Annotated in this window: 17 protein-coding genes; 8 read left to right on the forward strand and 9 right to left on the reverse strand. The window is 72.2% G+C overall.

The genetic code is table 11. From position 1 onward, the window contains the following. The 3 genes from AC07VX_RS23850 to AC07VX_RS23860 are packed head-to-tail and all read right to left on the reverse strand — an operon-like array spanning nt 1 to nt 2,590. The gene (locus tag AC07VX_RS23850) at nt 1–750 is read right to left on the reverse strand and encodes a head GIN domain-containing protein (protein WP_493166886.1); all 750 of its coding nucleotides are present in this window, start codon (nt 748–750) and stop codon (nt 1–3) included. After that, nucleotides 747–1,484 (reverse strand): LytR/AlgR family response regulator transcription factor, encoded by a 738-nt coding sequence (locus tag AC07VX_RS23855; protein WP_493166885.1) that lies wholly within the window; start codon nt 1,482–1,484, stop codon nt 747–749. The genes AC07VX_RS23850 and AC07VX_RS23855 overlap by 4 nt, the downstream gene beginning before the upstream one ends. A gap of 2 nt (nt 1,485–1,486) precedes the next feature. Beyond that, a complete protein-coding gene (locus tag AC07VX_RS23860; RefSeq protein ID WP_493166884.1) occupies nt 1,487–2,590 on the reverse strand; it encodes a sensor histidine kinase in 1,104 nt (367 codons plus the stop codon). A 158-nt stretch (nt 2,591–2,748) separates the two neighbouring features. Here AC07VX_RS23860 and ssb point away from each other — a divergent pair, with 158 nt between their 5' ends. Both ssb and AC07VX_RS23870 read left to right on the forward strand, forming a co-directional pair. Then, the gene (gene ssb, locus AC07VX_RS23865) at nt 2,749–3,300 is read left to right on the forward strand and encodes a single-stranded DNA-binding protein (protein ID WP_493166883.1); all 552 of its coding nucleotides are present in this window, start codon (nt 2,749–2,751) and stop codon (nt 3,298–3,300) included. A gap of 173 nt (nt 3,301–3,473) precedes the next feature. Beyond that, on the forward strand, nt 3,474–4,238 hold the full coding sequence (locus AC07VX_RS23870) for a SapC family protein (protein WP_493166882.1): 765 nt from the start codon (nt 3,474–3,476) through the stop codon (nt 4,236–4,238). An 11-nt stretch (nt 4,239–4,249) separates the two neighbouring features. Here AC07VX_RS23870 and AC07VX_RS23875 read toward each other — a convergent pair whose 3' ends face one another. Both AC07VX_RS23875 and AC07VX_RS23880 read right to left on the reverse strand, forming a co-directional pair. Then, the gene (locus AC07VX_RS23875) at nt 4,250–6,292 is read right to left on the reverse strand and encodes a PAS domain-containing hybrid sensor histidine kinase/response regulator (RefSeq protein ID WP_493166881.1); all 2,043 of its coding nucleotides are present in this window, start codon (nt 6,290–6,292) and stop codon (nt 4,250–4,252) included. Next, nucleotides 6,289–6,696: a response regulator gene (locus tag AC07VX_RS23880; RefSeq protein WP_493166880.1), complete on the reverse strand. Its 408-nt coding sequence runs from the start codon at nt 6,694–6,696 to the stop codon at nt 6,289–6,291. Before AC07VX_RS23880 ends, AC07VX_RS23875 begins: the two co-directional genes overlap by 4 nt. A gap of 160 nt (nt 6,697–6,856) precedes the next feature. On the opposite strand from AC07VX_RS23880, the gene AC07VX_RS23885 reads away from it, so the two are divergent. The 3 genes from AC07VX_RS23885 to AC07VX_RS23895 are packed head-to-tail and all read left to right on the forward strand — an operon-like array spanning nt 6,857 to nt 11,965. Beyond that, a complete protein-coding gene (locus tag AC07VX_RS23885; RefSeq protein ID WP_493166879.1) occupies nt 6,857–8,461 on the forward strand; it encodes a methyl-accepting chemotaxis protein in 1,605 nt (534 codons plus the stop codon). Next, the gene (locus AC07VX_RS23890) at nt 8,458–11,352 is read left to right on the forward strand and encodes a sensor histidine kinase (RefSeq protein WP_493166878.1); all 2,895 of its coding nucleotides are present in this window, start codon (nt 8,458–8,460) and stop codon (nt 11,350–11,352) included. The genes AC07VX_RS23885 and AC07VX_RS23890 overlap by 4 nt, the downstream gene beginning before the upstream one ends. Further along, on the forward strand, nt 11,330–11,965 hold the full coding sequence (locus tag AC07VX_RS23895) for a response regulator (protein ID WP_493166877.1): 636 nt from the start codon (nt 11,330–11,332) through the stop codon (nt 11,963–11,965). The genes AC07VX_RS23890 and AC07VX_RS23895 overlap by 23 nt, the downstream gene beginning before the upstream one ends. Before the next feature lie 18 nt (nt 11,966–11,983). Here AC07VX_RS23895 and eutC read toward each other — a convergent pair whose 3' ends face one another. From eutC to AC07VX_RS23910, 3 genes are read right to left on the reverse strand one after another with little or no spacing between them, the layout of a single operon-like run. Continuing rightward, a complete protein-coding gene (eutC, locus tag AC07VX_RS23900) occupies nt 11,984–12,781 on the reverse strand; it encodes an ethanolamine ammonia-lyase subunit EutC (RefSeq protein WP_493166876.1) in 798 nt (265 codons plus the stop codon). Beyond that, a complete protein-coding gene (locus tag AC07VX_RS23905) occupies nt 12,778–14,148 on the reverse strand; it encodes an ethanolamine ammonia-lyase subunit EutB (RefSeq protein ID WP_493166875.1) in 1,371 nt (456 codons plus the stop codon). Before AC07VX_RS23905 ends, eutC begins: the two co-directional genes overlap by 4 nt. A 48-nt stretch (nt 14,149–14,196) precedes the next feature. Then, entirely contained in the window at nt 14,197–15,078 is an 882-nt protein-coding gene (locus AC07VX_RS23910) for a LysR family transcriptional regulator (protein WP_493166874.1), read from the reverse strand. 131 nt (nt 15,079–15,209) lie between these two features. Here AC07VX_RS23910 and AC07VX_RS23915 point away from each other — a divergent pair, with 131 nt between their 5' ends. From AC07VX_RS23915 to AC07VX_RS23925, 3 genes are all read left to right on the forward strand, one after another. Continuing rightward, nucleotides 15,210–16,160 carry a DMT family transporter gene (locus AC07VX_RS23915; RefSeq protein WP_493166873.1) on the forward strand — a complete coding sequence of 317 codons (951 nt, stop codon included), beginning with the start codon at nt 15,210–15,212 and terminating at the stop codon, nt 16,158–16,160. Nucleotides 16,161–16,238: 78 nt separating this feature from the next. Next, nucleotides 16,239–17,111: an alpha/beta hydrolase family protein gene (locus tag AC07VX_RS23920; protein ID WP_493166872.1), complete on the forward strand. Its 873-nt coding sequence runs from the start codon at nt 16,239–16,241 to the stop codon at nt 17,109–17,111. Next, on the forward strand, nt 17,108–17,875 hold the full coding sequence (locus AC07VX_RS23925; protein WP_493166871.1) for a ThuA domain-containing protein: 768 nt from the start codon (nt 17,108–17,110) through the stop codon (nt 17,873–17,875). The genes AC07VX_RS23920 and AC07VX_RS23925 overlap by 4 nt, the downstream gene beginning before the upstream one ends. A gap of 79 nt (nt 17,876–17,954) precedes the next feature. Here AC07VX_RS23925 and AC07VX_RS23930 read toward each other — a convergent pair. Next, nucleotides 17,955–19,399, reverse strand: a 1,445-nt coding sequence (locus AC07VX_RS23930; RefSeq protein ID WP_493166870.1) for a DUF2075 domain-containing protein, incomplete at its 5' end; no start/stop codon positions are given.

Here is a 19,399-nt window from a genome sequence, read left to right on the forward strand (position 1 = left end):
TCAGCGCCGGTCGCCCTTGGCGCTGATCGACCCCATGCCCGACACCGAGCGCTGCACGGCCGGGTTGCCGAAATAGTCCACCGAGCCGATGCCGGAGATGTGGGCGTTGAGGTCGTCCGTCACCCACAGCACCACGTTGCCCAGGCCGCTGACGCTGACCCGCGCGCGCTGGGCCTGCAGCCGGTCGGCGATGACCTTGCCCTTGCCCGAGATCTGCAGGGCCATGTCCTCCACGCGGCCGCCCAGCTGGCCGTCGCCGGCGCCGGAGATGGCGAAGGTGAGCTGGCGCACGTTGAGCTGGTCCAGCCTCACGTTGCCGGCGCCGCTGATGTTGAGCTTGAGCTGGTCGGCACGCAGCTGCCCGGGGGCAGAGACGTCGCTGGCGCCGGAGATGATGAGCTGGCGCAGCTCGCGCACCTCCACCTGCACCTGCGGCTTGCTGCTGTGCCAGAACTTCCAGCCGCCGGCCGGGCGGATGATGAGCAGCCGGTCCACCAGGTCCACCTCCACTCCCTTCTGCGCCTCGGCGTCGCCGACGACGAAGGCCTGGTCGCGATCGCCCTGCACGAGCACCACGCGGGCCGCGCCGGCCAGCTCCAGTCGGTCGAAGGCGCCCGGCGCGTAGAGGCGGCCGGCCTCCGCCGGCGGGGCGGGGCGGGCGGGCGCCGCCGGGGGCGCGGGCGGTGCCGGCTGGGCCTGCACCAGACCGGCGGCCAGCAGCAGCAGCGGCAGGAGAAGGGTCTTGTTCACAGCGACTGCTCCCTCAACATCTTGGAGACCTCGCGGTTGGCGGTGATGCGCGTGCCGTCGCGCAGCTGCACAACGAGCTGGGAGTTCTCGTCCGGGGTCATGCTGTCGACGAAGTCCAGGTTGACGATGCAGCCGCGCTGCACGCGCAGGAAGCGCGCCGGGTCCAGCCGCGTTTCGAAGTCGGCGATGGGCAGCCGCACGAGGAAGCTGCGTCCGCGGCTGGTGATGGCGGTGTATTTGTTGTCGGAGCGAAGGCACTCGATGTCGGCCACCTGCAGCGGGAAGATCTTGCCTTGGTCGCGCACCAGCAGGCGCGTCAGCGGCGCATCGGCCGGCGCGCCCAGGGCCTGCGCCACGTCGGCAGCGCTGGGCGCGGCGTCGCGCAGCACGTGGGCCACCGCCTCGTCGAAGCGCTCGCGCGAGAAGGGCTTGAGCAGGTAGTCCACCGCGTGCAGCTCGAAGGCCGTCAGCGCGTGCTGGTCATAGGCCGTCGTGAAGATGATGCGCGGCTGGTGGGCGTCCCCCTGCAGCGCCTGCACCACCTGCAGACCTGTCAGGCCGGGCATCTGGATGTCGGTCAGCACCAGGGCGGGTTTCAGCGCGCGGATCTGGGCCAGCGCGTCCTCGCCGTCCTCGCAGACGGCCACGAGCTGCAGGCCCGGCGTGGCCCTGACCCAGTCGGCCAGCGCCTCGGCTGCCAGGTGTTCGTCTTCGGCGATGAGAACGGTGGTCATGGTCAGGTCTGGGGAATGAAGAGGTCGACGCGAAAGCCCGCGCCGGGAGCGGTGTGGATGCGCAGGCGGGCCTGGCCGTCGTAGTCCAGCGCGAAACGCTTCTTCAGCGCAGCCAGGCCCACGCCGCGGCGCTGCCCCGGCATGGGCTCCAGCGCCTCGGGCTCGCAGCCCGGGCCGTCGTCGGCCACGGCCAGGTCCAGCCCCTGGTTCAGCGCGTTGCGCCGGGCGGTGATGGTCACCTTGCCACCGCCCTTGCGCGCTGCCACGGCGTGCAGGATGGAGTTCTCGACCAGCGGCTGCAGCGTCAGCGGCGGCAGCTCGTCGGCCATGACGCGCTCCTCCAGGTCCCAGTCCACGCGCAGGCGCGGGCCCAGGCGCAGGGCTTCCAGGGCCAGGTAGTCGCGCAGGAAGTCGATCTCGTCGGACAGCATCACGCGGTCCTCGGCGCCGCGCTTGGTGTCCAGCACGTAACGCAGCATGGAGGCGAACTTCAGCAGCGAAGCCTCGGCGGCGGCGGGGTCCTTGCGCGTCAGCGCGATTAGCGAGTTCAGCGTGTTGAACAGAAAATGCGGGTTGAGCTTGCCGCTGATGGCCGACAGCTCGGCCTTGGCCAGCGCGCTCTCGGCCTGGGCCGCATGCACGGCCGCGGCGCGGGCGGCGCGGGACTGCAGCACGGCGGTGAAGGCCGTGGCGATGGCAGCGTAGACCACCAGCCCCCACACCGAGCGCCACAGCAGCCCGGCCAGCAGCACGGCGCCGGCGTGGTCGGCGCCGAACAGCATGGAATTGACGGCGAACTCGCCCGCCTGCCACAGCGCCGCAAAGCCCAGGGCGGCAAAAGCATGCGCCAGGGCCGTGGCGGCCGGGCCGGCGTCGCTGGCGTGCAGGCGACGCGCCACCGGCCAGACGGCCACGCCCAGCAGCATGGGCGCCCACAGCATGGTGGTGGCCTGGTAGACGGCCAGCCAGAAGGGGTCCAGCCCACGGTCGAACTCGCTGCCGGCCAGCACGAACAGGCACCAAGCCAGGGCGCAGCCGCCGGCGTACGCCAGCCACAGCCGCGCATTCGGGCGGCGATTGGCGTGAGAGGAGCCGAGGCTGTTCATGGCTTCATCTTAGGGAGGCCCGCCGGGCGCCCGGCGGGCGGGGAGACGAAGTGCGGGCCCCGGGGTACCGGATGCGGTCTGCGGGGTGTTGCTGACGGCTCCGGGCGGGGGTGCCCGGCATAATTCGTCCCTTCCCCCATCGAATTCAGGCGAGCGTCATGGCCAGCGTCAACAAAGTCATCATCATCGGCAACGTCGGCAAAGACCCCGAAGTTCGCTACAACCCCAGCGGCGGCGCCTGGGTCACCCTGAGCCTGGCCACCACCCGCAACTGGAAGAACCGCGAGACCGGCGAGCGCCAGGAAGAGACCGAATGGCACCGCGTCGTCTTCAACGACCGCCTGGCCGAGATCGTCGGCGAGTACGTCAAGAAGGGCCGCCCTCTCTACGTCGAGGGCCGCCTGAAGACGCGCAAGTGGCAAGACAAGGAAGGCCGCGACACCTACACCACCGAGATCATTGCCCAGGAGATGCAACTCCTCGGCGGCCGTGACGGCGGCGGCGACGAAGGCAGCGGTGGCGGCGGCTACAGCCGTGGCGCCGGTGGCGGTGGCGGCGGTGGCGGCTATAGCCGCGGTGGCGACGACGAGGGCGGCGCCCGCCCGGCGGCGCGTCCGGCTGCCCCGCGCCCGGCCCCCCAGCGCGCGCCGGCCCCGGCGCCCAAGGCGGCGACGGGCTTCGACGACATGGACGACGACATCCCGTTCTGAAGCCCGGCTCCGGCCGCCAGTACCAGCAGCCCGTGGCGCGAGCCCCGGGCTTTTTTTTGCCGCCGCGGCCCGCCGGGGCATCGGCCCCTGTCCCATCAACAGGGGAGCCCGGCTCCGCAGCAGCGGGTGGTTTCAGCAGAATCAGCGCTTCCACGGCCAGCCAGGCGAGCGCCATGAAGACTCTGCTCATCTACGACGACCTCGTGCCCCTGAACCGCGACCAGCACCGCCAGCTCAAGCTGGCGCAGGGTCCGGGCGCGTTTGCCTTCGCGCGCGGCACGAACTCGGTGCTGATCGCGGCCAGCGAGCTGCCTCTGGCAGCGCTGGACTTCCCCTGCGTCTTCATCGAGGCGGACGGCGGCCACAGCCTGGCGGCCATCCTCGGGCTGCGCGACCACGAGAACCTCTTCGTGCAGCCCGACGGCGGCTGGGCCGCGGGCGCCTACCTGCCGGCCTTCTTCCGCCGCTACCCCTTCGTGCTGGCCGAGGCCGAAGGCAACGCCAGCTTCACGGTCTGCCTGGACCGCGCCTACGCGGGGCTGAACACCGACAAGGGCGAGGCCCTGTTCGACGCCGAGGGACACGAGACGCCCTGGCTGGAGGACATCAAGCGCTTCCTGCTGAACTTCCGCCAGGAGATGCTGGACAGTCGCGACTTCGCCAACCACCTGGCGGCGCTGGAGCTGCTGCAGGACGGCAGCATCGACTACGTCGTGGACGGCGAGAAGAGCACGCTGCGCGGCTTCAAGACCATCGACGAGGCGCGGCTGCGGGCGCTGGACGGCGCGACGCTGGCGCACCTGTCGGGGCGCGGCTGGCTGGGTCTGGCCTACGCGCACCTGCTGTCGGTCCACCAGGTGCAGCGCCTGGCGCGCCGGCTGGACGAGCGCCGCGCCATCGACCGCGCCGAGCGGGACGCCGCACCGGCGATGCACTGACGAGCCTGCGGCTACCGCGCGAAGGCCGCCAGCAAGGCCTCGTGCAGGGCGTCCGGGTCCAGCGGCTTGGTCAGGAAGGCGGTCATGCCGGCGCGCTCGCACTGCTCGCGCTCCTGCGGCATGGCGCTGGCCGTCAGCGCCAGCACGGGCGCACCGACGCCGGCCTCGCGCAGGCGGCGGGTGATCTCGAAGCCGTCCATGTCGGGCAGGTGAAGGTCCATCAGCACGGCATCGAAACCGCCGGCCGCGGCCTCGCGCATGGCGCTGGCGCCGTCGTCGGCGACGCGCACGTCCAGAGCCCCCTGGGCCAGCACGGCCAGCGCAATCTCCTGGTTGACCGGGTTGTCCTCGACGAGCAGCACGCGCCGGCCGTGATGCCGCAGCCGCATGCGCTCGGCCGCGGGCAGCCGCGCCGAGGCCGTGTCCGGCCCGGCGCTGGCCGGGCGTTGATCGCGCGCCAAGCGGGCGGTGAACCAGAAGGTCGAGCCGCGGCCGGGCTCGCTGCTCAGGCCCACCTCGCCGCCCATCATCTCGGCGATGCGCCGCGTGATGGCCAGGCCCAGTCCCGTGCCGCCGTGGCGGCGCGCGACGGTGGCGTCGCCCTGCTCGAAGGCGCTGAAGAGCCGCTGCGCCGCCTCGGGGCTGACGCCGGGGCCGGTGTCGCTGACCTCGAATCGCAGGTGCACCGCGTCGGCGGCCTCGTCGGTCACGCGCACGCTCAGCACAACCTCGCCGTGCGCCGTGAACTTGACGGCATTGCCGACGAGGTTGAGCACCGCCTGGCGCAGCCGCGTCGGGTCGCCGAGCAGGCGCTCGGGCAGGCCGGCGGCGCACAGCCGCAGCGCGACGCCCTTGGCCTGGGCCTGCAGGCCGAACAGGCCCAGGGACTGCTCCAGCAGCTCGGGCAGGGCCAGCGGCAGCTGCTCCAGCGTCATGCGGCCGGCCTCGATCTTGGAGAGGTCCAGCACGTCGCCAATCAGCGTCATCAGGTGATCCGCGGCGACCTCGATCTTGGCGATGCGGCCGGCCTGCTCGGGATCGACCGCCGAGCGCGACAGCAGCCGCGTCAGCCCGACGATGGCGTTCATCGGCGTGCGGATCTCGTGGCTGATGTTGGCCAGGAAGGCCGACTTGGCCTCGCTGGCCGCATGGGCCTCGGCCGTGGCCCGCTCCAGCGCCTGCGTACGCTCCTGCACCCGCGCCTCCAGCTCGCGGCGCGAGGCCTCCAGCGCGTCGATGGCGAGCCGCCGGTCGGTCACGTCCAGGTGGATGCCCAGCGCCCGCAGCGCGCGACCCTCGGCGTCGCGCTCGACGACCTGGCCGGCGTCCAGCACCCAGATCCAGTGGCCGTCGCGGTGGCGCAGCCGGTGCTCGCAGCGGTAGCTGTCGGTCTCGCCGCGCAGGTGCGGCAGCAGCGCGGCGTCGATGGCCACCCAGTCGTCGGGGTGGACGAGGGCGCGCCAGCTGTCCAGGTGCGGTTCGATCTCCTCGACGCGGTAGCCCAGCATGCTGGCCCAGCGTTCGTTGACATGGACCTCGCCGGTGGCGACCTGCCAGTCCCACAGCCCGAGTGCCGCGCCACGCATGGCCAGCGACAGCTGCTGCTCGTTGCGCGTCAGGCGCTGCGCGTCCTGGCGCTGCTCGGTGACGTCGCGGGCGACGAGGTAGCGGGGCTCACCGTCGCCGGGCAGGCGGCCACGGTGCACGCGGTACAGGCGCGGGCCGGACGGGGTCGGCCAGAGCTCGGCATCGGCCCGCGCGGCGGGGCCGTGCAGCATGACGTCGGGCAGGCGACCCGCCAGCGGGCTGCCGGGCGCGGGCGGCACGGCCAGGCCGGCCACGCGCGCCGCCTCGGCATTGCACAGCAGGCAGTGGTCGTCGGCGTCGCTCACGATGACGATGACGCCGGCCTCGGCCAGCACGGCGTCCAGCATCTGCAGCGCCTGGCCGCTCAGCGCGCGAGCGCAGCGCCGCGGCCGGCGCAGTCGGCCGGCGTCCAGCAGGCGCCGCCACCAGCGCGCGGGGCGCACGGCAGGCAGGGACAGCACGTTCACGACACGACCCCCACCAGGCCGGCCAGCGCCGCCAGGCGCAGCTGGGCCTGCACGCGCGCCAGCAGCACCAGCGGGCGCAGCGGCAGGCCCAGGCAGTCCGCCGCGCCCAGCGCCAGGGCCAGTTCCTCGTCGCCGCCACCGCTCACGAACAGCACGGGAATGGCGCGCGTGGCCGGGTCGTCCTGCAGCCGGCTCAACAGGCTCAGGCCCGGCTGGTCGCCCACGGTCTCGCCCAGCAGGATCAGGCGCGGCCGGGGCTCGTCGGCGGCCAGGCGTAGCAGGGCGGCGCCCGAGGCGGCGCTGCGCACGCGGCAGCCGGCCTCCTGCAGCAGGCCGGTGGCGGTTTCCGGGGCCGGGCCGGCCAGCAGGATGAGCGCGGCGTCGGAGGAGGTCGTTGAGGGCATGCCGGCATCTTGGCCGCCCGGTGCGGGCGCGGCGAGGGGGTGGAGGGGGGTTTCCGGCATCCCCGACAGGGTCGAACAAGAATCCCCTACACGACCCGCATGGCGCCGCTGCAGCGCTTCCCCGAAAGTGTGGCCATGGCCCAAATCAAGGAGGATTGCCATGCGCGACAACGGCCCCGTGACCCAGCAGGAATTCGAGATCAGCGCCGACACGCCGCTGGTGTCGACGACCGATCTGCAAAGCCGCATCACCTACTGCAACCCCGCCTTCATCGCCGCCAGCGGCTTCGAGCGCGATGAGCTGCTGGGCCAGCCGCACAACCTGATCCGCCACCCCGACATGCCGGCCGAGGCCTTCCGCGACATGTGGGACACGCTCAAGGGCGGCGAGCCCTGGACGGCCCTGGTCAAGAACCGCCGCCGGAACGGCGACTTCTACTGGGTGCGGGCCAACGTCACGCCGGTGCGCGACGGCGGCGGCATCTGCGGCTTCATGTCGGTGCGCACCAAGCCCAGCCGTGAGGAAATCCGCAGCGCCGAGGCCCTGTATGCGCAGATGCGCGAGGAATACCGCGCCGCCGGCGGCGGCAAGAACCCCACCCTGCCGACCCGCCTGCACAAGGGCAGCCTGCAGCGCCCAGGCCTGGCCGGCCTGCGCACCCGCCTGGCCCGCCAAGCCTCGCTGCTGCAGGAGGGCGCCGCCCTGCTGGGTGCGGGCGCGGCGTCGGGCGCCGTGGCCATGGCGGCCGTGGCCACACTGGGCCTGAGCCCGGCGCTGGCCGTCGCCGCCACGGCCGCCGTGACGACGCTGCCGCTGCTGGGCTGGCTGCGCCGCCGCAGCAACCGCGCCCTCGTCGATGCGGCCGTGGCCGCCGAGCGCCTGGCCTCGGGCGACCTGACGCAGAACCTGCAGACCCGCCGCAGCGATGCCCAGGGCCGGCTGCTGCGGGCGCTGGCCCAGCTCAACGTCAACCTGCAGGCGGTGGTGGGCGACGTGCGCCGCGAGGTGGACGGCGTGCACCTGGCCTGCTCGGAGATCGCCGCCGGCGGGCGCGACCTGGGCGAGCGCACCGAGCAGCAGGCCGGCAATCTGCAGCAGGCCGCCGCCGCGCTGGAGGAGGTGGCTGCCACCGTGCGCCACACGGCCGACGGCGCCTTCCAGGCCCGCGACCTGGCCCGGGACACGGCCGCCGCCGCGCGCAACACCGGCAGCACCAGCCAGCAGGCCAGCGAACGCATGGATGCCGTGCGCGAGGCCACCATGCGCATCCACGAGATCGTCACCGTCATCGACGGCATCTCCTTCCAGACCAACATCCTGGCGCTGAACGCGGCCGTCGAGGCCGCGCGCGCGGGAGACGCCGGCCGCGGCTTCGCGGTGGTGGCGTCAGAAGTGCGCATGCTGGCCGGCCGCACCCGCGAGGCGGCACAGGAGATCAAGCAGCTGGCCGAGGACTCGCGCAGCCGCGTCGAGGAGGGCGTGCGCATCGTGGCCGACACCGGCCGCTCGGCCAGGGAGGCCGAGTCCGCGGTGGACCAGATGAACGAGCTCATCGGCCGCATCAGCGTGGCCGTGCAGCAGCAGAGCGGCGGCATCAGCGAGGTCAACGGCAGCGTGTCCAGCATCGACGGCCTCACGCAGCAGAACTCGGCGCTGGTGGAGCAGCTGTCGGCCTCGGCCATGTCGCTCAGCCACCAGGCGGAGCTGGTGACGCAGGCGGTGCGCGTGTTCAGGCTCAGCGGCGGCTCTACAGTGGCTGCATGAACCAAGCCACGCGGCTGACCTGGCGCTTCGCGCTGCTGCCCGCCCTGACGGTGGCGGTGCTGACCTGCGTGATGCTCGCCTTCGAGCATCGGCTGCTGAACGCCGACCTGACCGAGCGCGGCCTGCTGCGTGCGCAGCAGCGCGCCAATGTGCTGGGGCTGCAGCTGCAATCCGAGCTGCGCGACTCGGTCAACGAAGTGCGCCTGCTGGCGCGCTCGCCGCTGCTGCGGCCCGGCGCACCGGCCGCGCGGGTGCGGGCCGAGCTGGACAAGCTGGTCATCGATTCGCCGCGCTTCGTGTGGATAGGCCTGGTGGCCCTGGACGGCCGGGTGCTGGCCGGCAGCCGGGGCTGGCTGGAGGGTCAGGCCATCGACAAGCGGCCCGTGTTCCTGCGCGGGCGCACCGGCATGGTCGGCGACGTGCACCCGGCCGTGGCCCTGGCACCGCTGCTGGCCCGGCTGCCGGGCAGCCCGGCCGAGCTGATCGACATCGGCGAGCCGGTGCTCGACGAGGCCGGCGAGGTCGTGGCCGTGGTGGCCGCCCACCTGGGCGTGGACTGGGTGGACAAGGTGATGGAGGTGGGCCTGGGCGAACCCGACGCGTCGCGCCAGCTGGGCCTGACCGGCCTGGTCATGACCACCCCCGACAATCGCAGCGTCGTGCACGGCGCCACGGTGCCGGCCGGGCTGCCGCGCGACATTCCCGCGGCCCGGGCCTGGCAGGCGGGCGACGGCGTGCGCTACCTGGTGGCCCAGTCGCCGCTGCGTGGCGAGGCCGGCGAGCCGGCGCTTCTGGGCTGGCGGGCCGTGGTGCTGCAGCGCGAGAAGGTGGCGCTGGCGGTGGTGGAGCAGCTGTCGACGTCGATGTTGCGCGTCGGCGCCGTGGCGGCGCTGCTGCTGGCCGCTGCCGGCGTCTGGCTGTCGCGCCGCATGCTGACGCCCTGGGGGCCGATGTTCGAGGCGGTGTTGGCGCACGAGCGGCTGGACGACCCGGCCGGCGTGGCCAGCCGCGTGCAGGCCCTGGTGGCCGGCCGCAGCGAGCCCACGCCGGTGGAGCGGCTGATGGGCTGGCTGGCGCGCGACGCGGGCAACCTGCGCCGCGCCCTGGACCACCTGCCCACGGCCATCGCGCTGATCGACCGCGACTACCGCGTCGAGTACGTCAACCCCGCCTTCACGCGGCTGCTGGGCTGGACGAGCGAGGGCACACGCGGCCAGCTGGCCGGCGAGTGCCTGGTGGGGCCCGCCGAGCGCGACGGCCTGCTGCGGCTCTACCAGCAGCTCGGCGACCCGCCGGGCGAATTCGCGGCGCGGCTGGAGGCGCTGACGCCCGGCGGCGAGCGCGTGGCCGTGCAATGGCATGTCGTGCCGATGTTCGACGCCCAGGGCGGGCGCGTCGGCGCGCTGTCCATGGTCTACGACATCCGCGCCGAGCGCATGGCACGCGTGCGCGCCGACGCGATGGCCGGTCGGCTGCGTGCCCTGGCCGATGCGGCACTGGACACGCTGCTGGCCACGCTGGACATCGACGGCAACGTGCTGGAATGGAGCCGCGGCGCCGAGCAGCTCAGCGGCTGCCCGGCCGATCTCGCCCTCGGGCGTCCGCTGGACGAGGTGCTGCCCTGCGAGCACCGCGCCGGCAACTACCTGCGCCAGACCCACATCGAGGGCCATTGCGACATCGGCTTCGAGATGCACGTGGGCCGCATCGGCATGCGCCGCTTCGAGGGCTCGATCTACGCCCTGGGCCTGGCCCCCGGCTCGGCGCGCTTCGGCGTCATCCTGCGCGACGTGACCGAGCAGCATCTGGCGCGCCAGGCCGTGAGCGACAGCGAGGCCCGGCTGTCGGCCATCATCGGCAACGCCAGCGACGCCATCGTCAGCGTCAACGCCGAGGGCCGCATCACGCTGTTCAACCCTTCCGCGGAACGCATCTTCGGCTACGGCGCCGCGCAGATGCTGGGCATGCCGCTGGACGACCTGCTGCCCGCATCGGCCCGCCCACACCATGGCGCGGCGCTGGCGGCGTTCTGCGGGTCTGGCGTCAGCCAGCGCGCCATGGGCGCCGGCCTCGTGCAGGGCCTGCACGCCGACGGGCGCGTGCTGCAGCTGGAGGCGTCCATCTCCCAGGCCGTCACGAACGGCCAGATCGTGCTGACCGCCATCCTGCGCGACGTCACCGAACGCGCGGCCCAGCAGGCCCTGCTGGAGCAGACGCGCGACGAGCTGGCCCAGCTCAACCGCCGCCTGCTCGACCAGGAGAAGCAGACCAGCCGCAAGCTCGCGCAGTCCCTGCACGACGAGCTGGGCCAGACCCTGGCCGCGCTGCGCCTGCACTGGGAGGCCTACGGCAGCGCCGCGGACGCGCAGAAGGCGCGCATGAACGAGCGCATCGCCAACCTGGTGGTGCTGGCCAACCGCCAGGTGCGCAGCGTGTTGTCCGAGCTGCGCCCGCCGCTGCTGGACGAGCTGGGCCTGGCCGCCGCGCTGGACAACGAGGTCCGCCAGCACCACCCCGCCGAGGGCGAGGCGCGGGTGCTGCTCGAAGCCGGCGACGACGCCCAGCTGCAGCGCTGGCCGGCGGACGTGGAGTACGCCGTCTTCATGGTCGCCCGCGAGGCTCTCATCAACGCGCTGCGGCACGCCTCGGCCCGGCACGTCACGCTCACCCTGGACGGCGACGAGCACCGCCTCACGCTCGGCATCCACGACGACGGCATCGGCATCGCGCCGGGCGCGCGCGTCGGCCGCCCCGGCCACCTGGGCCTGGTGGGCATGCGCGAACGGGCCCTGGCCATCGGCGCGCAACTTCACATTGACGGCACCCCCGCTCATGGCACGATGGTCACCCTGACATGGGACGCCGCCGATGAGCCGCATCTACCTGATTGACGACCACGCCATCATGCGCGACGGCCTGCGCGTCGTGCTCGAGACCGCCGGGCACGAGGTCGTCGGCGAGGCCGCAGGCCCCACGCCGGCGCTGGCCGACCTCGGCCGGCTGCTGCCCGACGTCGTGCTGCTGGACCTGCGCCTGGGCCAGCGCTCGGGCTTCGAGCTGCTGGCCGAGCTGCAGCGGCGCGGCATGAAGCTGCGCGTCATCGTGCTGACCATGTCCGACCAGCCCCGCCACGTCGCCGAGGCCCTGCGTCTGGGCGCCTCGGGCTATCTGCTCAAGGGCTCGGCCAGCTCCGAGGTGCTGCAGGCCGTGGAGGCCGTCGCGGCGGGCCGGCGCTTTCTCAGCCCGCAGGCCGCCGAGTTCGCTGCCTCCATGCTGACCGAGGGCGGCGCGGACGAGGAGGCCCTGTCGCCACGCGAACGCCAGATCCTGCTGATGGTGGCCCAGGGCGCCACCAGCAACGCCATCGGCGAGGCCCTGCACCTGTCGCCGAAGTCCGTGGACACCTACCGTAGCCGGCTGATGAAGAAGCTGGGCCTGAACGACATCGCCGGCCTCGTGAAATGGGCCCTCCGCGAAGGGCTGATCAGCCTGGACGAGAACTAGTCGGGCCCGGCCGCGCGGCTAGCCGCACAGCAGACGCATCAGGGCCGGGCCTTGCGCGCCGGCCGCCGGCAGCGGCAGCGCGTCGCTCTCGTCCTTCAGCGCCACGCCGCTCAGCTGGCGCGTTCGCGCCTCGCGCAGCAGCCCGTGCAGCCGGGCCGCCGCGGCGGGTGGCGCCAGGCCCGCGGGGCGGACGTTGGAGATGCAGTTGCGCCCGGCATCCACCAGGCCCACGCGCGGCGCCCAGCTGAAGTACACGCCCAGGCTGTCCGGTGCCGACAGCCCCGGCCGCTCGCCGATCAGCACGACGACGCAGCGCGCCCTCAGCAGCGCACCGACCTCGTCGCCCAGCGCCACGCGGGCCTGCGTGGCGACGACGGGCGGCGCCCAGGTCCAGCCGCCCTCGCCGAGCAGGCGCTCGCGCAGCGCGGCGAACAGCGGCAGCGCCTGGCGCTGCAGCGCGAGCGCCGAGAGCCCGTCGGCGAACACGAAGGCAAGATCCATCGCGCGGGCGTCCAGCGCGGCCAGCGCCGCCGCCGAGGCCGCGTCGAGGCGCCGGCCCAGGTCGGGCCGCTGCAGATAGGCGGCGCGGTCCGCCGCGCGGCTGTGCACCTGCAGCGGCACCTCGCCCAGCGCGCCAATCCCGGCCAGCAGCGCGTCGGCGTCCAGCGGCGCGAGCACGGCGTCGCGGGCCTCGGCGTGCGCCTGCTGGAAGGCCAGGTGCGCAGCCGTGGGCACGCTGACGCCGGCACGGCCCAGGCCGATGCGCGCGGCCGTGCAGGAGCGCAGGCGCGACCAGGGCTGCGCGACCACGCTCATGACGGCGCCAGCAGGGCCGCGAAGGACGGCGGCAGCCCGCTCGCCAGCCGCGGCACGTCGCCGGCCTCGAAGATGCCCATGCGCTGCAGCCAGGCCTCGAACTCCGGCGCCGGCCGCAGCCCCAGCAGCCGGCGCATGGCCAGCGCGTCGTGAAAACTCGTGCTCTGGTAGCCCAGCATGATGTCGTCCGAGCCGGGCACGCCCATGATGTAGTTGCAGCCGGCCGTGCACAGCAGCGTCAGCAGGCTGTCCAGGTCGTCCACGTCGGCCTCGGCGTGGTTGGTGAAGCAGACGTCCACGCCCATGGGCAGGCCCAGCAGCTTGGCCGCGCAGTGGTCCTCGAGGCCGGCGCGCAGGATCTGCCTGCCGTCGAACAGGTATTCCGGGCCGATGAAGCCGACGACGCTGTTGACCAGCAGTGGCTCGAAGTGGCGCGCGACGGCATAGGCCCGGCACTCCAGCGTCTGCTGGTCGCAGCCCTCGTGGGCGCCGCCGGACAGCGCGCTGCCCTGGCCGGTCTCGAAGTACATGACGTGGCGCCCGCCGCGCTTCAGGGCCAGCGCGGCCTGCCGCGCCTCCTCCAGCAGCGCCAGCGTGATGCCGAAGCCGCGGTTGGCTCCCTCGGTGCCGGCGATGGACTGGAACACCAGGTCCACCGGCGCGCCGCGCGCCATGGCCTCGAGGGTCGTCGTCACATGCGTCAGCACGCAGCTCTGCGTCGGGATCTCGTGGCGGGCGATGACGGCGTCCAGCATCTGCAGCAGGCGCATGACCTGCGGCCCGTTGTCCGTCGCAGGATTGATTCCGATGACGGCGTCGCCCGCGCCCATCAGCAGGCCGTCCAGCAGGCTGGCGGCGATGCCGGCCTCGTCGTCGGTCGGGTGGTTGGGCTGTAGCCGCGTGGCCAGGCGCCCGCGCAGGCCCAGCGTCGAGCGGAACTGCGTGACGACCTCGCAGCGCTGCGCGATCAGCAGCAGGTCCTGCACACGGCAGAGCTTGGTGACGGCCGCGGCCATCTCGGGCGTCAGCCCGGGCGCGATGCGGGCGGGCTCGACGTCGTCGGCCAGCAGCGCATCGCGCAGGCCGCCGACGGTGAGGTGGGAGATGGGCGCGAAGGCGGCGGCGTCATGCGTGTCGACGATGAGCCGCGTGACCTCGTCGCGCTCGTAGGGCACGACGGCCTCGTCGAGAAAGACCTTCAGCGGCAGGTCGGCCAGGGCCAACTGCGCCGCCACCCGCTCGCGCGCGCTCGCCGCGGCCACGCCGGCCAGCTCGTCCCCCGAGCGCCGCGGGCTGGCCCTGGCCAGCAGCGTGCGCAGGTCGGCGAAACGGAAGCGCTCGGCGCCAAGGGTGTGGGCGTAGGCCATGGCGCGAGTGTGCGCAAAAGCCGCTGCGGCTGCATGACAAACCCGTGATCAGACCCAGGTCAGGGCCACCGCGTCCCGCACGGCGCCCACGGCCGGCGCGGCCGTCGTCGCCGGGCTGCCGATCCAGCAGAACCAGGTCGGCGCGGCCCAGCCCGGCCAGATGCGGGCCTGGCCGGCGGCCTCCATCAGCGCGGCCTGGTCGCGCCGCACCATGCCGGCGCCCATGCCGGCCGCCACCATGCTGCGCACGGCCACCTCGGTGTCGGCCTGCAGGCCGACCTCCAGCACGGCACCAGCCTGGGCGAACAGCCTCTCCTGGTGGACGCGCAGGCCGCAGTCGGGCGGCGTCGTCACCCAAGGCAGGGCGGCCAGGCCGGCCAGGTCGGGCGGCAGGCCGCCGCTCAGCAGCAGGCGCTGCGGCACCACGGGCACGATCTCGCAGGCCTGCAGGCGCCGCAGCTCCAGGCCTTCGATCCCGGCGTGTTCGTGCAGCACGCAGGCGCAGTCCAGCTCGCCGCGGCGCACCGCGGCGATGGCGCGCAACGACACCAGCTGCTGCAGCTGAAGCTGCACCCCCGGATGGTGTTCGGCCAGGTGCACGAACACCTCGCCCAGGCGCAGCGCCACCGCGTCGCTGACCGTGCCCATGCGCACCAGGCCGCGCGCCTCGCCGCGGATCTGGGCCGCGGCGGCCTGCATGCCGTGGGCCGCGGCCAGCGTGCGCCGCGCCTCGGCCAGCAGCCGCTCGCCAGCGGGCGTGAGCGCCATGCCGCGGGCGCTGCGCTCGAAGAGCTTGACGCCGAACTCGTCCTCCAGCGCCCTGAGCTGGGCGCTGACCGCCGGCGGGCTGGTGAACACGCGCTCGGCCGCGCGGGTGAGGTTGCCCTCGGTGGCGACGGCGACGAAGGTCTTGAGCTGGTAGATCTCCATGGCCGGCATTCTGCGCAAGCGGGTCGGGGGCCGCTTGCGGAAATTCCGAACGGGGCGGTCCGCCGAAACGAATGGAGGATTTCGCGCGCGGCGCCCACAGTGACGGCATCCGTTTCCGCCTGGAGTCCCCCATGACTGCCAACACCCGCCCGGGTGCCATCACCGCCCTGCTGTTCGCCACCACCGCCTGGGGCAGCCTCTTCCTGATCGGCAAACCCATCACCGCCCAGCTCGACCCGGCCTGGTTCACCCTGCTGCGCTACACGCTGGCCACCGCGCTGCTCGTCGTCCTCGTGCAGCTGGCGGGCGATCGGCCCTGGGCCAAGCTGCGCCGCCACGCGCTACGCCACAGCCTCGTCGGCCTGGCCGGCTATGGCCTGTTCAGCATCCTGGTCTTCCACGGCCTGAGGCTGTCGCAGCCCTCGCACGGCTCCGTCATCATGGCCACCATGCCCTTCACGACGCTGGCCCTGCGCTGGGCGCTGGACGGCCAGCGCCCGCCGCTGCGCGCCGTGGCCGGCGCCGGCCTGGCCCTGGCCGGCGTGGCCACGGTGGCCCACTTGATCGGCCACGCCGGAGAGGTCAACGCCCGCATGCTGCTGGGCGACGCCATCACGCTGGCCGGCACGCTGGGCTGGGTGCTCTACACCCGCAACGCCGCCCGGCTGCCCGACCACAGCCCGCTGGAGTACACCGCGCTGACCGCCATTGCCGCCCTGCCCTGGCTGGCCGGCGGCACGGTGCTCGCCACGCTGGCCGGCCTCATCGAGGCGCCCTCGCCCGAGCTGCTGGTCGGCCTGGGCCCGAAGCTGGCCTACATCGCCCTCGGGCCCACCGTGGCGGCGGCCCTAGCTTTCAACGCCGGCGTGCGCAAGCTCGGCGCACCGATGGGGACGCTGTTCCTGAACATGGTGCCGGTGTCCGTCATCGCCGTGCGCGCCGTGCTGGGCGAGACGCCCCATGCCAACGAGATCGCCGGCGCCGCGCTCGTCGGCCTGGGGCTGGCGCTGACGGTGTGGACACCACGGGCCGCGCCGCAGCCGCGCGCCGTTGCGCTGGGCGCTGCGTCCTGCACGCGCTGACGAAGCTGCCGGGGGGCTCACCACGCTGTCATGCGGGCGGCCTAGCCTCGGGCCTCCCGCCCCGTGAAAGCCCCGCCGATGTCCTTCCCCGACCTGCCTGCCGCCATTCCGCCCTGGGCCTGGGGCCTGCTCGCGGCGCTGGCCCTGTCGGCCACGCTGATCGCGCTGCAGGGCAAACTGCTGTTCGGCCGCACCTGGGTCATCCGCCGCACCGACCCCGGCCCGGCGGCCGGCCGGCGGCGGCCCGAGGCCGTGTGGCTGGCGCGTCCGGGCGGCGTGCAGCTGCAGGGCTGGCTCACCGTCCCCGTGGGCGACGCCCCGCCACGCCGGCTGCTGCTGTGGTTCGGCGGGCGCAACGAGCACGTCGCCTGGACGCCCGACCTCGCCGGCTGGCTGCCCGACGACTGCGCGCTGCTGGCCTTCAACTACCGCAGCCTGGGTGCCAGCGGCGGCTGGCCGTCCGAGGCCGCCTGCGTGGCCGACGCCGAGGCCGCCGCGGCCTGGGGGCTGGCGCGGCTGGCCCTGCCGCCGGGCGCGCTGCACCTGGCAGGGCGCAGCCTGGGCACCGGCGTGGCCATGCAGCTGGCGGCGCGGCTGGCGGCGGCCGGCCGCCCGGCGGCCAGCGTCGCGCTGATCACGCCGCTCAAGAGCCTGCGTGCGGTGCTCAGGCGCAACCCCCTGCTCGCACCACTGACGCCCTGGCTGCGCTCACCGCTGGACAGCGTCGCCGCCGCGCGGGCGCTGAAGGGCGAGGTGCTGGTCCTGCTGGCCGAGCGCGACCGCCAGGTGCCGCACGCGCATTCGCACACCCTCGTGCAGGCGCTGCAGCGCGCCGGCGCGGCCGTGACCGTGCACCAGCTGGCCGGCACCACCCACCGCAGCCTGGCGCGCACGCCCGCGGCCATGCGGCAACTGGGCGGCTGGTTGCTGGAAGAATCGGCCGCACGATGAAGAAGACGCTCCATGCTCTCGCCGCGGCCGCCGCCGTGGCCGGCACGCCGGCCCTGGCGGCCGACACGCAGTTCGCCATCCTCGTGCTGGCCATGCCCACCAAGTACCACTACGAGTACATCCCGGTGGCGCACGAGAGCTTCGAGAAGCTGGCCAGGCTGCACGCCTTCGAGCTGACCTGGGCGGCCCAGCCCGGTGCCTTCGAGGGCGACCTGAGCAAGTACGCAGCCGTCGTGCTGCTGAACAGCTCGGGCGAGGAGTTCAACGAGGCGCAGCGGGCAGGATTCGAGCGCTACATGAAGGCCGGCGGCAACGCGGTCGTCGTGCACCGCGCCATCATCAGCAAGCCGGGGCTGTGGCCCTGGTACGAGAAGCTCGTCGGCCGCAGCTTCACCGTCCACCCCATGCTGCAGACGGCCGTCGTCAACAAGGTGGATGCCGGCCACCCGGCGACGTTCGGTGTGCCGGACCGCTGGATCTGGTCAGACGAGTGGTACGAGTTCAGCAACCCGCACGGCGTACAGATCCACCCCGTGCTGGCCGTGGACGAGCGCAGCTACGACCCCACCAAGATCTGGCCCGGCCAGGTCGCCAAGGGCATGGGCGCCGACCACCCGGTGAGCTGGTGGCATTCGTTTGAAAAGGGCCGCGTGTTCGTCACGGCGCTGGGGCACAACGGCGAGATGTACCGCGAGGGGCGGTACCTGGATCACTTGTGGGGTGGGGTGTGGTGGGCGACGATGGGGGGCAGATCACCCATCTAAGCACTGAAAAGACTACCCCAGTGATTTCGGTTGTACCGGAAATATCGAGACCGCCAGACGACGTCCCGCCGTGTTCGATTCAAGGCAGCACGCTGACGCCGATTGACCGCAGATAGTCGTAGGTTTCGTCGTAGTAGTGGGGCGCGCGGGTGGGATCTGCATCACTACCGGCTGGCACCACAATCACCATGCCTTGCCGAGCACGCGTCAGCAGCACCCGGTAAGCGTTCTTGAGATATGTCTGCCGGTCAACCTTGTGAATGGACTGCCAACGGTTGCCAACAAAGCTGTTGTGCTGCCATTGCCCTCGGTGGTGGCGCAAGTCGGCATCCCAGACAACACCTACCCAATCGAGTTCCAGGCCCTGCACTTGAAACTCGGTGGCGACGTCTTCTAGGTAGTAAGAAGAGCGCACATCGTCTCGGTCTTTCAGGAACCAGTTAACCGGATCGACAGGCGCGCGCACGTCGATGGCATGGGGCTTGAGCCGCACCGCTTGAGATGAGACGACAAGACCGAAGCGCTCAGACCCCCGTGCCTGCTGTCGAAGCCAACGTCTCGCTGTTTCGACAGATCTCGTCAATACGATCGGATAGCGGCAGGCGATACCTCGATAGAGGTCCCTGGCTTCTGCCGTTTCCAGGTCTAGAACTTTCTTGACGAAAGCCGAAACGTTCTCAGCTCTGAATGAGCGCATTGACGCTGCGAGGTGCAAAGCGTCGTTGAATTCCACATGGGGCCGCTTCGCCAGCGCTGCGATGCTGTCCTCGGCGCCGTACTCGTTGTCGTGCAATTGGGCGGAGAGGTAAACGCGCCAATCTGGGTACTGCCGTTGAATCACGTCCAGCCATTCGGAGATGCCCGCCTCACCGGTATTGATCTCCTGACCTCCGCCAACAAGGCAAACCACCGCGGCCCAATCTGGGTGCCGGTCAAGACAAGAGATCAGGAAATGTGGTTCCGATTGAGCAAAGCCGGGACGTCGCTTCTTGCGCTGCATGAAGTCAGCCGTTTTCGCCAAATTCCAAGCCCGTTGTGCTTCATCAAAGATGGCCACATGATCCGCAGGTGGGTGAGGGTCTTTCAAGCCTTCATCTCTGAAGTGGTGCACTGCCTGGACAAAAGCCTGGACAGCTTGGCGAGCTGCGCCGATGCGCATCACGCGGCCTTGAAGCTTTTCCTGCTTGACCTTGTCCCTGGCCAGCGCTTCGGTCAGAACCGCCACCAACGGACCATTACCCGACAAGTAGACGCTGTGCAGGTCGCTGGTTGCATCTTGGAATCGGGTCGCTACATCCAGGCCCACCAGCGTCTTGCCTGCGCCTGGGACACCAGTGACCAGACAAATGGCCTTGTGTCTTTTGTCCCGAGCATTCGTGATGATTTGAGCCACAGCCTCCGCGGTATGAGCCAAGTTCTTGGCGCCAGCGTCGTGACGGGCAATCTCTTTGGCTCTTTGCGCGTTGCCTATGGATGAGCGAATCGTCCAAGGGAGAGGCTGAGGAGTTGTTCCGGAGGGAGGTG

The sequence above is a fragment of the Roseateles sp. GW821-FHT03B02 genome (assembly GCF_059421025.1).